The sequence below is a fragment of the Streptomyces sp. NBC_00075 genome, assembly GCF_045041225.1.
GTDB lineage: Bacteria > Actinomycetota > Actinomycetes > Streptomycetales > Streptomycetaceae > Streptomyces > Streptomyces adonidis.
Window position 1 is genome coordinate 9,638,851 of the sequence record NZ_CP108243.1, and the last position, 12,677, is coordinate 9,651,527.

11 protein-coding genes are annotated in these 12,677 nt (G+C 69.9%); 8 read left to right on the forward strand and 3 right to left on the reverse strand.

Annotation, left to right across the window (positions count from 1 at the left end):
- Positions 1-115 precede the first annotated feature (115 nt).
- The 4 genes from OG787_RS42285 (at position 116) to OG787_RS42300 (ending at position 3,887) form a co-directional block, all read left to right on the forward strand.
- Positions 116-943: a 2-keto-4-pentenoate hydratase gene (locus OG787_RS42285; RefSeq protein ID WP_405538848.1), complete on the forward strand. Its 828-nt coding sequence runs from the start codon at positions 116-118 to the stop codon at positions 941-943.
- Positions 940-1,899: an acetaldehyde dehydrogenase (acetylating) gene (locus OG787_RS42290; protein WP_405538849.1), complete on the forward strand. Its 960-nt coding sequence runs from the start codon at positions 940-942 to the stop codon at positions 1,897-1,899. The genes OG787_RS42285 and OG787_RS42290 overlap by 4 nt, the downstream gene beginning before the upstream one ends.
- Positions 1,896-2,912 carry a 4-hydroxy-2-oxovalerate aldolase gene (gene dmpG, locus OG787_RS42295; RefSeq protein ID WP_405538851.1) on the forward strand — a complete coding sequence of 339 codons (1,017 nt, stop codon included), beginning with the start codon at positions 1,896-1,898 and terminating at the stop codon, positions 2,910-2,912. Before OG787_RS42290 ends, dmpG begins: the two co-directional genes overlap by 4 nt.
- 192 nt (positions 2,913-3,104) lie before the next feature.
- A complete protein-coding gene (locus tag OG787_RS42300) occupies positions 3,105-3,887 on the forward strand; it encodes an IclR family transcriptional regulator (RefSeq protein WP_405538853.1) in 783 nt (260 codons plus the stop codon).
- Between the two features lie 132 nt (positions 3,888-4,019).
- Here OG787_RS42300 and OG787_RS42305 read toward each other — a convergent pair whose 3' ends face one another.
- Together OG787_RS42305 and OG787_RS42310 are read right to left on the reverse strand one after the other, a co-directional pair.
- Positions 4,020-4,790, reverse strand: a complete 771-nt coding sequence (locus tag OG787_RS42305) for an SDR family NAD(P)-dependent oxidoreductase (protein ID WP_405538854.1) — start codon at positions 4,788-4,790, stop codon at positions 4,020-4,022.
- Positions 4,791-4,792: 2 nt separating this feature from the next.
- Entirely contained in the window at positions 4,793-6,325 is a 1,533-nt protein-coding gene (locus OG787_RS42310; RefSeq protein ID WP_369032515.1) for a long-chain fatty acid--CoA ligase, read from the reverse strand.
- 278 nt (positions 6,326-6,603) lie between these two features.
- Between OG787_RS42310 and OG787_RS42315 the strand changes: the two genes are divergently transcribed.
- From OG787_RS42315 to OG787_RS42325, 3 genes are all read left to right on the forward strand, one after another.
- Complete coding sequence (locus tag OG787_RS42315) at positions 6,604-7,332, forward strand: enoyl-CoA hydratase/isomerase family protein (protein WP_369032634.1); 729 nt, start codon at positions 6,604-6,606, stop codon at positions 7,330-7,332.
- A gap of 101 nt (positions 7,333-7,433) precedes the next feature.
- Positions 7,434-8,492, forward strand: coding sequence for a 2,3-butanediol dehydrogenase (locus OG787_RS42320; protein WP_405538855.1), 1,059 nt, complete (start codon positions 7,434-7,436; stop codon positions 8,490-8,492).
- 1 nt (position 8,493) lies between these two features.
- Positions 8,494-9,648: an acyl-CoA dehydrogenase family protein gene (locus tag OG787_RS42325; RefSeq protein WP_405538856.1), complete on the forward strand. Its 1,155-nt coding sequence runs from the start codon at positions 8,494-8,496 to the stop codon at positions 9,646-9,648.
- Between the two features lie 88 nt (positions 9,649-9,736).
- Here OG787_RS42325 and OG787_RS42330 read toward each other — a convergent pair whose 3' ends face one another.
- Positions 9,737-10,444 carry a TetR/AcrR family transcriptional regulator gene (locus tag OG787_RS42330; RefSeq protein WP_389354120.1) on the reverse strand — a complete coding sequence of 236 codons (708 nt, stop codon included), beginning with the start codon at positions 10,442-10,444 and terminating at the stop codon, positions 9,737-9,739.
- Positions 10,445-10,660: 216 nt separating this feature from the next.
- On the opposite strand from OG787_RS42330, the gene OG787_RS42335 reads away from it, so the two are divergent.
- On the forward strand, positions 10,661-12,664 hold the full coding sequence (locus tag OG787_RS42335) for a pyruvate dehydrogenase complex E1 component subunit beta (protein ID WP_369032511.1): 2,004 nt from the start codon (positions 10,661-10,663) through the stop codon (positions 12,662-12,664).
- The last annotated feature ends 13 nt before the right edge of the window (positions 12,665-12,677 follow it).

Consider the following 12,677-nt stretch of genomic DNA (forward strand, 5'->3'; position numbering starts at 1 on the left):
AGGGAGACGCGCCCCGTCTTCAGGGGCGCGGGGAACTGCGCGACAAGCCCCCACCGACCCGCAGACGAAGAACCGCCCCCCCCAGCGGAGCGCACAGCAAAAGTTGAGGATGCGAATGACAGACACCGGGAAACCGACGCCCGTCGCCGAGGCAGCCGCGCGACTGACCGACGCGGCCCGCACCGGAAAACCCTGTGCCCCCGTACGGGACCTCCTGGGCAGCACCGACATAGCCCTCGCCTACGCCGTCCAGCAACACGTCATCGCCGACCGCCTGACCGCCGGCGCACGCGTGGTGGGCCGCAAGATCGGCCTCACCTCGGAGTCGGTCCAACGCCAAGTAGGCGTCGACCGCCCCGACTTCGGCGTCCTCCTCGACGACATGGACGTCTCCGCGCTGCCCGAGGTACCCAGCGGGCGCCTGCTCCAGCCCAAAGTCGAGGCGGAGATCGCGTTCGTGCTCGCCGCCGACCTGGACGACGACGACCTCGACATCGAGCGGGTCCGCGCGGCGGTCGGACACGCCGTGGCCGCCCTTGAGATCGTGGACAGCCGGGTCGCCGACTGGGACATCGCGATCACGGACACGATCGCCGACAACGCGTCGAGCGGCCTGTTCGTCCTCGGCGCCGAGCAGATCACCCTCAAGGAGTTCGAACCCCGGGACGTGACCATGCGGTTGTACGCCGACGGCGTCCTCGCGTCCGAGGGCACCGGCGCCGCCTGCCTGGGCGACCCCCTGGCGGCACTCCTCTGGCTCGCCCGCACCGCCCGGGAGTTCGGCGACCCCCTGCGCGCCGGGCAGGTCGTCCTCTCGGGCGCCCTGGGCCCGCTCGTCCCCACCCCGCCAGGCACCACCGTCCGGGCCGAGATGTCGGGCCTGGGCACAGTGACAGCGACCTTCTCCAGCAAGGAACGCAGGGAACCCAAGGAGCACGGATGACCAAGACCAAGGTGGCCGTTATCGGCTCCGGCAACATCGGCACCGACCTGATGATCAAGGTGCTGCGCCTGTCCGACACTCTGGAGATGGCCGCGATGGTGGGCATCGACCCGGACTCGGACGGCCTGGCACGCGCCGCCCGCCTCAAGGTCCCCACCACCCACGAGGGTGTGGACGGCCTGATCGCCATGGACGGCTTCGACGAGATCGACATCGTCTTCGACGCCACGTCGGCGAAGGCCCACGTCGAGAACGCCAAGAAGCTGGCCCCGTACGGCAAACGCCTCGTCGACCTCACCCCGGCGGCCATCGGCCCGTACGTCGTACCGACGGTGAACCTGGACGAGCACCTGAACGCCGCGGACAACGCTGTCGACAACCTGAACATGGTCACCTGCGGCGGCCAGGCCACGATCCCGATCGTCCACGCGGTCAGCCGGATCACGCCCGTGCCCTACGCCGAGATCGTCGCGTCGATCGCCTCGAAGTCGGCGGGGCCCGGCACCCGGGCCAACATCGACGAGTTCACCGAGACGACGTCCGGGGCGATCGAGAAGGTGGGCGGTGCCCGGCGCGGCAAGGCGATCATCGTCCTCAACCCGGCCGAACCGCCGCTGATCATGCGGGACACGGTGTACTGCCTGATCGGCGACGCCGACCACGAAGCGATCCGCGCCTCCGTGGAGGAGATGGTCGCGGCCGTCGCCGAGTACGTACCCGGCTACCGCCTGAAGCAGCAGGTCCAGTTCACGCCCGTGCCCGAGGGTGACCCGGTGCACACCCTCTTCACCGGCGACCGCTCCGAGGCGATCACGAAGGTCTCGGTCTTCCTCGAAGTGGAGGGCGCCGCCCACTACTTGCCCGCCTACGCCGGCAATCTCGACATCATGACCTCGGCCGCCCTGCGCGTCGCCGAGCGCATCGCCCAGCGATTCTCCTCCGAGGTGACGAAGTGACCGCCAACCCCAGGCTCTACGTCCAGGACGTCACCCTCCGGGACGGCATGCACGCCATCCGGCACCGGATCACCCCCGAGTTCGTGGGCAAGATCTCCAAGGCCCTCGACCAGGCGGGCGTCGACGCGATCGAGGTCGCCCACGGCGACGGTCTGGCCGGCGGCAGCCTCAACTACGGGCCGGGCAGCAACACCGACTGGGAGTGGATCGAGGCGGCGGCGGACGCCATCGAGCGCGCCACCCTCACCTCACTCCTCCTGCCCGGCATCGGCACGATCGTCGAACTCAAGCGCGCCTACGCCATGGGTGTCCGCTCGGTGCGCATCGCGACGCACTGCACGGAGGCGGACGTCGCGGCCCAGCACATCACCACGGCCCGCGAACTCGGCATGGACGTCTCCGGGTTCCTGATGATGGCCCACATGGCGACCCCGGAGGTCCTCGCCGGACAGGCGAAGCTGATGGAGTCGTACGGCGCGCACTGCGTCTACGTCACCGACTCCGGCGGCCGGCTCACCATGGACGGGGTGCGCGACCGCATCCGCGCCTACCGGGACGTGCTCGACCCGGAGACCCAGATCGGCATCCACGCCCACGAGAACCTCTCCCTCTCGGTGGCCAACTCGGTGGTCGCGGTGGAGGAGGGGGTGACCCGGGTCGACGCGTCGCTCGCCGGCCAGGGCGCCGGTGCGGGCAACTGCCCGATCGAGCCGTTCGTCGCCGTGGCCAACCTCCAGGGCTGGAAGCACGACTGCGACCTGTTCGCCCTCCAGGACGCCGCCGAGGACCTGGTCCGCCCGCTCCAGGACCGCCCGGTCCGCGTCGACCGCGAAACCCTGACCCTCGGCTACGCGGGCGCCTACTCCAGCTTCCTCCGCCACGCGGAGGCGGCGGCGGAGCGCTACGGCCTCGACGCCCGCACGATCCTCCAGGAGGTCGGCAGGCGCGGACTGGTCGGCGGCCAGGAGGACATGATCGTGGACATCGCCCTGGATCTGACCACTCAGGGCTGACACCGACCGAACGTGCCGCTCCCCGGAAGAAACCTTCCGGGGAGCGGCACTTTTTTTGCCTGCCCATAGATTAGACCGACCGCCCCAATAAATCGGTGCACGACTCTTTCTCTGCGGACCGAGGCGTTGGTACCTTGACGCCGAAGCCGCCGAACTAGAATTGATTTCGGTTTGAGCAGAGAGGCACCGACGATGACGTCTGCCCTTCGCCTGGACTCGCGATCCTCCGAGGTCGTCGGGCAGGTACTGCCTCCGTCGATGATGGAGCGCGTCACGCTGATCATGGACCTTTTCGAACGTCCACAGACCCACCTGACCCTGGAAACGGTCTCCCGCCGAACCCATCTCCCGCGCTCGACCACCCACCGGATCCTCGACCAGCTGGTCCGCCTGGACTGGCTGCGCCACACGGTGGCCGGCTACACGCTGGGACAGCGGGCGCTGGGCCTGGGCGGCCGGGAGATCGGCCACAGCGCACTGCGCTCGGCCGCCGCGCCCCACCTCCTGGACCTGGCGGTCCGCACCCGGATGGTCGTTCACCTGGCGGTGCTCGACGGCCCGGAGATCTACTACCTGGACAAGGTCGGCGGCCGGGCCGCGGTCGACATCCCCTCCAAGGTCGGCGGCCGGGCCATCGCCCACTGCACCGGCCTCGGCAAGGCCATGCTCGCCTGGCTGAGCCCGGAGGAGATCGACGCCCGCTACGCCCAGCTCATCGAGCGCCGCACCGAACACAGCATCGGCCACCTGGACCACCTCCACCACGAACTCCGCGCGGTACGCCGCCGCAACGGCCTGGCCATCGACCGAGGCGAATGCTTCCCGGACCTGGGCTGCGTGGGCCTGGCCCTACGAGGCCCCGAGGGCCCGATCGGCGCGATCTCGGTGGTAGGGGACGGCAGTTCGTCCCTGGAGTTGGTGGCCCCCCTGGTGGTGAACACGGTGAAGGCGGTCTCGGAGGACCTCTTCGGGTAGGCCCGAGGGAGACGCGCCCCGTCTTTAGGGGCGCGGGGCTGTATCGATATGCGGCTCCGCCGCGCGGGCGCGACCAGCCCCCACCGGCCTGAGGCCAAAGAACCACCAAGCCGCGCAGCTCCCTGCCCCTACCTACCAGGCAGTCCATCCCCCATCCACAGTCACGGTCGTCCCCGTAACAAACCGAGACGCATCCGACGCGAGAAACACCGCCGCACCCCCAAGCTCCTCGACGGACCCCACCCGCCCCAGAGGCGTCCCCCGGACAATCCGCTCACCCCACCGACTGTCCAACAACCCGGCACTGAGATCCGTACGGAAGTAACCGGGCGCGAGCGCATTCACCCGCACCCCCCGATCCGCCCACTCCACAGCCAACGACTTGGTGAGCGCCTCGACCCCACCCTTGCTGGCCGCATAAGCCGCGATCCGCTCGAACCCCGTACTCGCATGCACCGACGAGATGTTCACGATCGACCCGGCCCCCTGCTCCAGCATGACCCGCCCGGCCTCGCGGCAGCAGTAGAAGGTCCCCTGGAGATTGATGGCGAGCACCCGCGACCAGTCCTCGTCGGTGACCCACTCGCTCCGGCTGAAGTGCGGACTGACCCCGGCGCAGTTGACCACCGCGTCCAGCCGGCCCGTCCACTCGACGACACCTTCCACCATGCCCCGTACGGCGGTGGAGTCGGCGACCGAGCCGGGCAGCACCAGTGCCTTGCCGCCGTACTCGGCCAGTTCCGCTTCGAGGCTGTCGAGGTCCGCCGTCGTACGGGCGGTCACCGCGACGTTCGCTCCGGCCTGCGCCAGAGCGATCGCGATGGCCCGCCCGAGGCCCTTCCCGGCGCCGGTCACCCAGGCGGTACGGCCGTCCAGTCGCAGGTCGGTGTTCACGTCGGCCATGGTCAGCTCTCCGCGGGGATGTCGCGCAGGGTCCGCTTGAGGACCTTGCCCGAGGGTGTACGGGGGAGTTCGTCGACGATGTCGAACCGGGCCGGCACCTTGAACTTCGCCAGGCGCTCCTGACAGAACTCCCGCAGCTCCTCCGCACCGGCCTTCGCCCCCGGCCGGAACACCACGAAGGCACGCGGGACCTCGCCCCAGCGCGGATGGGTCAGCCCGACGACCGCCGCTTCGAGAACGGCGGGGTGCTCGTACAGCACCCGTTCCACCTCAGGTGTGGCGATGTTCTCGCCGCCGGAGACGATCATGTCCTTCTTGCGGTCGTCGATGTAGAGGAAGCCCTCTTCGTCGACGTGCCCGATGTCGCCGGTGTGGAACCAGCCGTCCCGCAGGGCCGCGGCCGTCGCCTTCTCGTCGCGCCAGTAGCCCGCGAAGACCTTCGGCCCGCGCAGCGTGATCTCGCCGAGTTCGCCCACCGGGGCTTCCTTGTCGGTGTCGTCGACGATCCGGATCCGGGTGTGCGGCACGGGCCGGCCGACCGAGCCCAGCTTGGACAGCGCGTGCTCGCGGTCGAGGAAGGTGTCGCCCGAGACCGTCTCGGTCAGCCCGTAGGCGTCGGCGAACCAGGCGTTCGGGAACGCGTTCATGATCCGCCGCAGCACCGGCTCGGGGGTCTTCTCGCCGCCGCCCACGATGAAGCGCATCGACGTGGTGTCGTACGACTCCCGGTCCGGGACCTCCAGGACGGCGTTGACCATGACCGGCGCCAGCCAGGCGTTGGTGACCCGGTGCTCCTGGATCGCCCGCAGCACGCCCGGCGCGTCGAACTTCCGCTGGAGGACCACACCGCCGCCCGCGTACAGCACCGCGAGGGCCGGCATGTCCAGACCGCCGACGTGGTACAGCGGCCCGGCCACGAGCGTGGTGTCCGCCGCGGTGAGGCCGAAGTGGACGATCTGGGAGATGTTCTTCGCGTGCAGATTGCCGTACGTGATGCGCACGCCCTTGGGGCGTGAGGTCGTACCCGAGGTGTACATCAGCCGCTGGAGATCGTCCGGCCCGACCTCGACGGGATCGACGCGGGCGCCCTCGTGCCGGGCCAGCAGCGCCTCGTAACCGGTCCACTCGTCGGACTCCGGCTCACCGTCCACCAGGATGCGGTGCTCCAGATCGGACAGTTTCCCGGCGATACGGTCGGCGGCCCGGACGAACTCCGGTTCGGTGACGATCGCCTTTGCCTGGGAGTGGCCGAGAATGTACGCCCATTCCTCCTCGGACAGCCGGTAGTTCAGCGGGAGAAAGACCGCCCCGATCCGGTTGGCGGCGTACACCAGTTCCAGGAACTCCGGCCGGTTGTAGAGGAGCAGTCCGACGACGTCGCCGCGCCGGACGCCCAGTTCCGTCAGGCCCGCGGCCAGCCGGTTGACCCGGTCATGGAGCTCGCGCACCGTCAGGCGGCGGTCCTCCTGTGTGACGGCCACGGCCTCGGGCCGCTGGGTCAGGTGGTAATCGAGGATGCTCGCGAAATTGTGCACGGGTCTCTCTCGCTCTGTGTCGGAAAGGCGGGTTCCGGCCGGTTGGTTGCCCGCTCCCATGATTTAGTGTACCTCTTGGTCTATAAAACTTGTTGCCGAACTGTACGACGACGTGAACGCATCGACAACCATCTGCGCACCGATGAGTTCGAGTCGTTTCCCCAGCTGAACTCGATGACCACGACGACCACGACGACCTCGATGAGGAGGCTTTGGTGCCGCGCATCCGTCTCGACACCGACGGACCCGTTGTCACGGTCCGCCTCGACCACCCGCCGATGAACGCCTTCGACACCCTCCAGCGCGACGAACTCGCCGCGCGCGTGCGCCAGCTGGCCGACTCGCCCCATGTACGGGCCGTCGTCCTCTACGGCGGCGAGCGGCTGTTCGCCGCCGGGGCGGACGTCAAGGCGCTCGCCGCGATGGACATCGACGAGGTACGGGGCTGGAACCGGGCCCTTCAGCGCACCTTCGACGAGGTGGCCCAGCTGCCCATGCCGGTCGTCGCGGCGATCACCGGGTACGCGCTCGGCGGCGGCCTCGAACTGGCCCTCGCCGCCGACTACCGGGTCGCGGCGGACGACGCCCTCCTCGGCCAGCCGGAGGTACAGCTCGGGATCATCCCCGGCTCGGGCGGCACCCAGCGCCTGACCCGCCTGATCGGCCCGTCCCGCGCCAAGAACCTCCTGATGACCGGCCGCCGGGTGGACGCGGCCGAGGCCCTGAGCCTCGGCCTCGTGGACGAGGTGGTCCCGGCGGCCGAGGTCCACACGGCCGCCTTCCACTACGCCCGCAAGCTGGCCCAGGGCCCGGCGGCAGCACTGGAAGCCATCAAGGAGGCCGTGAACCACGGCACCGACACGTCCCTGTCGACCGGCTTGGCCCTCGAACGCTCCCTGTTCACAGGAGTCTTCGGCACAAGGGACGCGACGACGGGCATCGAGTCGTTCCTGACCAAGGGCCCAGGCAAGGCCCGCTTCGACGACCCCGGGCAAGGCGCCCCGTAGGGGCCGCCTTTCAGGGGCGCGGGGAACTGCGCGACCAGCCCCCACCGGCCCGCACGCACACACACAAAGCCGATCACCACGAACCGAAAGGAGGGCGGACCATGCAGGCACTGCGCTGGCACGCCGCACGAGACCTACGGCTGGAGGAGGTCCCGGACCCGCCCGATCCCCGCCCCCACGAGGCCGTCGTGGACGTCACCTGGTCCGGAATCTGCGGCACAGACCTGCACGAGTTCCTAGAGGGCCCCCACATGATCCGCCCCAGCCCCCACCCCCTCACCGGCAAGGCCCCACCCCTCGCCCTCGGCCACGAACTCAGCGGCACAGTCCTCGCGTTGGGCTCGGAGACACCCGGGATCGAGATCGGTGACCGCGTCACCGCAGACCCCGTCTGGCACTGCGGAGTCTGTTTCTGGTGCGCGCGCGGCGAGTACCACATCTGCCCCAAGAGCGGCTCCGTCGGCCTCGCCTCACCCGGCGCCTTCGCCGACCGCGTCACCGTGCCGATAGCCGGCCTGACCCGCCTCCCCGACAACGTCAGCGACGAGATGGCGGCCGTGGCCGAACCGCTCGCCGTCGGCCTGCACGCCGTCACCCGCGCCGGAGTCCGGCCGGGCGACAACGTCCTGGTCGTCGGCGGCGGCCCGATCGGCGTCGCTGTGGTCCTCGCGGCCCGCATCGCCGGTGCCGCCGGCCTCTACGTGAGCGAACCCCTCGCGGGGCGCCGCGAGTTGCTGCTCAAACTGGGCGTCACCGAGGCGTTCGACCCGCGCGAGACGGACGTACGCCGTGAGGTGTTCCTCAAGACCGGCCGCATCGGCCCGGACGTCGTCATCGACGCGACCGGCGTACCCGCGCTCGCCGGACAGGCGGTCAGTACGGTCCGGCGCGGCGGACGCGTCGTACTCGCCGGTGTCGGGCACGGCGACGTCCAGTTCGACATGGGCCAACTCGTCTTCTACGAACGCTCGGTGGTCGGCACGCTCGGCTACAACTTCGACATCCCCCGTGTGATCGACCTGATGAGCACCGGGCGCCTGGACGCCTCCGCTCTGGTCACCGGACGTTTCCCGCTCGCGGACGGGGCCGAGGTCTTCGCCGACCTGGCCGCCGACCGGGCCCGGCACCTCAAGGTGCTGCTCACTCCGAAGGGACTGTGACATGGATTTCGACCTGCCGGAGGAGACCCGCGATCTCCAGGACATGGTCCGCGAGTTCGCCGCGAAGGAGATCGCGCCGAACGCCGCGGAGTGGTCCGAGACCGAGACCTTCCCGACCAAGATCTTCACCAAGCTCGGCGAACTCGGCCTGATGGGCATGCTCGTGCCCGAGGAGTACGGCGGCGCCGGCTCCGACACGGTCTCCTACGTCGCGGTCATGGAGGAACTGGGCGCCGCCGACCAGTCGGTCGCATCCTCCTGGAACGCGCACTCGACCATCGCCACGCTGCCGCTCCTGACGTACGGCACCGAGGAGCAGAAGCAGCGCTGGCTGGCACCGCTCGCCAAGGGCGAGGCCATCGGGGCGTTCGGTCTGACCGAGCCCGGCGCCGGGTCCGACGCGGCCGGCATCACCACCACGGCCCGCCGGGCGGACGGCGGTTGGGTGATCAACGGCACCAAGATGTTCATCACCAACGCCGGCACCGACATCAGCCAGGGCGTCACCCTGCTGGCCACGACCGGCAAGAACGACGACGGACGGAAACGGTTCGCCACCTTCTACGTCCCGACCGGCACGCCCGGTTACAGCTGCGGCGCCAAGCTGAAGAAGCTCGGCTGGCACGCCATGGACACCCGGGAACTGGTCTTCGAGGACTGCTGGATCTCCGACGACCATCTGATCGGCGAGGAGGGCAACGGGCTGCGCCAGTTCCTCAACGTCCTCGACAAGGGCCGGATCAGCGTCGCCGCGCTGGGTCTGTCGCTGGCGAAGGCGGCGCTCTCACTGGCCGTCAAACACGCCACGGAACGCCACCAGTTCGGCCGCCCGCTGTCCGCCTTCCAGGCGGTCTCCCACAAGATCGCCGACATCGGTACGGAGTTCCAGGCCGCCCGCTGGATGGTCTACCGGGCCGCATGGCTCGCCGACCAGGGGCGCCCGTACGGCACGGAGGCCGCCATGGCCAAGCTGTACGCCTCCGAGGTGGCCAACCGTGCCGCCTCCCAGGCCGTCCAGATCCACGGCGGATACGGCTATGTGCGGGAGTCGGAGATCTCCCGGTTCTACGCCGACGCCAAGATCCTGGAGATCGGCGAGGGCACGAACGAGATCCAACGCGACGTCATCGCACGGGCGTTGCTGAAGCAGACGTGACACGAGCAAGCGTGACATGAGCAGGCCGGTGCGCGACGCGAAAGGGCCCGCGGCGGATGCCGCGGGCCCGGGGATCCCGGAACGGGGATCAGCTCGCCAGTGCGGCCGGCTGCCACTCGGCCTCGGGGTCGAGCGGCAGGTCGGGCCGGTCGCGCTTGAAGGCCGCCGCCTCCTCCTCCACGTCCGGCAGGGCCGCGCCGGGTGCTCCGAACCCCCGCAGCAGGGTGTCGCAGTACTCGCTGGACAGGTACGAGGCGTCCCAGCGGCCGCCCGGCTTCACCCACTGGTAGGTGTGGTTGTGCAGATTCAGGAACTGCAGGGTGGCCAGGTGCGGTTCGACCGCGCGGAAGGTGCCCGCCTCCACGGCCTCCGTGAGCAGTCCCCGGACCAGCTGCTCGAACTCCGCGCGCTGGCCGAGGAGCGTGTCGAGGTAGTCGCCGGTGAGGCTGCGGTAGTCGTGCTCGTAGACCCAGATGTGGTCGAGCCTGCGGAAGATGATCGTCAGCAGCGACTCCGACAGCAGCCGCAGCCGTACCAGCGGGTCCGCGTCGAGGCCCGCGATCTGCCGGGCGCGGGACAGCAGCGGGTCCATCACCCGCGACTGGATCTCGATCAGCAGGTTCTCCTTGGACCCGATGTAGTAGTACAGGGCGCCCTTGGCGAGCCCGACCGCTCGGCCCAGTTCGTTGATCGAGGTCGCCGCGTAGCCATGACGGGCGAACAGGGTGGCCGCGGTGTCGATGATCTTCTGACGTCGGACCTCGTAGTCCGGTCCATGGCCCGGTGGTCGTGGCATGTGGTTCTCTCCCCGCCTGCTGTGTCGACATTCGACATACCGATGAGACATGACCTCGGGCCCGCATCCGGACGGCCGAATGGCACATCCGGGGGGAAGCGGGCCCGGGACCTCGTTCTATTGTGCTTGACCAGTTTGCTAGACCAGACGGTACATTAAAAGATGGACTCCGGCGGCGCGGCCTTGTACCGCCCGCGCGACATTGCGAGGACGCGCATGACGATCGAGGCATCGCACAAGACAACGACCGGTTCCGCCGGTTCCGCGCACGCGGAACAGCTGCTGGAAATGTACCGCCGGATGCGTCGAATCCGACGCTTCGAGGAGCGGGCTTCCGTGCTGTACAAGGCGACGGAGATCCCCGGATTCCTGCATCTGTCGATCGGCCAGGAGGCCAGTGCCGTCGGCGCCTGCTGGCCGCTCGGCCCCGGCGACGGAATCACCTCCACCCACCGCGGCCACGGGCATGTCCTGGCCAAGGGCCTGGACACGGCGTCCATGATGGCCGAGCTGATGGGCAAGGAGGCCGGGACCAACCACGGCCGCGGCGGCTCGATGCACATCGCCGACCCCCGCCTCGGCATCTACGGCGCCAACGGCATCGTCGGTGCCGGCCTGCCGATCGCCGCCGGGGTGGCCACCGCGGCCAAGCTGCGCGCCGCCGGTGACGTGGTGGTGGCGTTCTTCGGGGACGGCGCGGTCGCCCAGGGCATGTTCCACGAGGCCGTCAACCTGGCCGCCGTATGGGACCTGCCCGTCGTCTTCCTGTGCGAGAACAACCACTACTCCGAGTTCTCGCCCGCCTCCGAACAGCACCGCGCCACGCTCTCCGCCCGCGCCGCCGGATACGGCATCGACTACGCGCACGTCGACGGCAACGACGTCCTCGCGGTGGCGGGCCTGATGAACGACGTGGTGGAACGCCTGCGGGGCGGCGCCGGACCCGTCCTCGTGGAGGCCGAGACCTACCGCTGGCACGGCCACTACGAGGGCGACCCCGAGCGCTACCGCCCCGCCGAGGAGGTCGCCGCGGCCAAGGAGCGCGACCCGCTGCTGGTGGCCCGCAAGCACCTCGCGGCGGCGGGTGTCCCGGCCGTGCTGGCCGACGCCGTCGACGAGGAGATCGACAAGGAGATCGAGGCGGCCGTCGAGTGGGCCCGGAGCCTGCCCGAGCCGGCCCCCGAGACCCTGCACGACTTCGTCTCCGCGCCCCGGTCCGAGATCCCCGAGCCGGCTCCCGCCGACGGCGAGGTCTTCCGCTCCATGGACGCCGTACGCCTCGCCCTGGAGCACGAACTCACCGCCGACCCCGATGTGTTCATCGCCGGGATCGACGTCGGCGCGGGCGGCAACGTCTTCGGCCTCACCCGTGGCCTGGCGGACGCCTTCCCGGGCCGGGTCCGCGACACGCCGATCAGCGAGAGCGCCATCCTCGGTGCGGCGGTCGGGGCGGCCATGGCCGGGATGAAGCCGGTCGTCGAGATCATGTACATGGACTTCATCGGCGTCTGCCTCGACATGCTCCTGAACCAGGCGGCCAAGCTGCGCTTCATGACCGGCGGCCGGGCCTCGATGCCGCTCGTCGTCCGCACCCAGTTCGGCGCGGGCCGCTCCTCGGGCAGCCAGCACTCGCAGAGCCTGGAGGCGATCCTCGCCCACATCCCGGGCCTGACCGTGGTGATGCCGTCCAACCCGGCCGACACGTACGGCCTCCTGCGCGCCGCCATCCTGGACCCGAACCCGGTGATCTTCGTGGAGAACCGGCTCCAGTACGGCCTCAAGGGCCCGCGTCCGCCGGCCGACCACCTGATCCCGCTGGGCAAGGCCAAGGTGGTCCGCGAGGGCACCGACATCACCCTGGTCTCCTGGTCGCGGATGGTCCAGGACGCCCTGGCCGCCGCCGACCTGCTGGCCGCCGAGGGGGTGAGTGTGGAGGTGATCGACCTGCGCACGATCGCCCCGCTGGACCGCGAGACCGTCCTCGCCTCCCTCGCCAAGACCAACCGCCTGGTCATCGCCCACGAGGCGGTACGGGACTTCGGCGTCGGCGCCGAACTGTCGGCCCTCGCCGTCGACGAGGGGTTCTGGCACCTGGACGCCCCGGTGACCCGGGTGGCCCCGCCGCACGTACCGGCGCCGTACGCGCCCTCGCTGGAGCGGGTGTGGCTGCCGTCGAGGGACACGATCGCGGAGACACTGCGGCGGATCGCGGCGGTCTGACCGTCCGAAGTGA

What these genes read in the sequence shown, in the direction of transcription:
- OG787_RS42285 (WP_405538848.1), top strand. Translation starts at nt 116, where the DNA reads ATGACAGACACCGGGAAACCGACGCCCGTCGCCGAGGCAGCCGCGCGA.
- OG787_RS42290 (WP_405538849.1), top strand. Translation starts at nt 940, where the DNA reads ATGACCAAGACCAAGGTGGCCGTTATCGGCTCCGGCAACATCGGCACC.
- OG787_RS42300 (WP_405538853.1), top strand. Translation starts at nt 3,105, where the DNA reads ATGACGTCTGCCCTTCGCCTGGACTCGCGATCCTCCGAGGTCGTCGGG.
- OG787_RS42305 (WP_405538854.1), bottom strand. Translation starts at nt 4,790, where the DNA reads ATGGCCGACGTGAACACCGACCTGCGACTGGACGGCCGTACCGCCTGG.
- OG787_RS42315 (WP_369032634.1), top strand. Translation starts at nt 6,604, where the DNA reads ATGAACGCCTTCGACACCCTCCAGCGCGACGAACTCGCCGCGCGCGTG.
- OG787_RS42320 (WP_405538855.1), top strand. Translation starts at nt 7,434, where the DNA reads ATGCAGGCACTGCGCTGGCACGCCGCACGAGACCTACGGCTGGAGGAG.
- OG787_RS42325 (WP_405538856.1), top strand. Translation starts at nt 8,494, where the DNA reads ATGGATTTCGACCTGCCGGAGGAGACCCGCGATCTCCAGGACATGGTC.
- OG787_RS42330 (WP_389354120.1), bottom strand. Translation starts at nt 10,444, where the DNA reads ATGCCACGACCACCGGGCCATGGACCGGACTACGAGGTCCGACGTCAG.
- OG787_RS42335 (WP_369032511.1), top strand. Translation starts at nt 10,661, where the DNA reads ATGACGATCGAGGCATCGCACAAGACAACGACCGGTTCCGCCGGTTCC.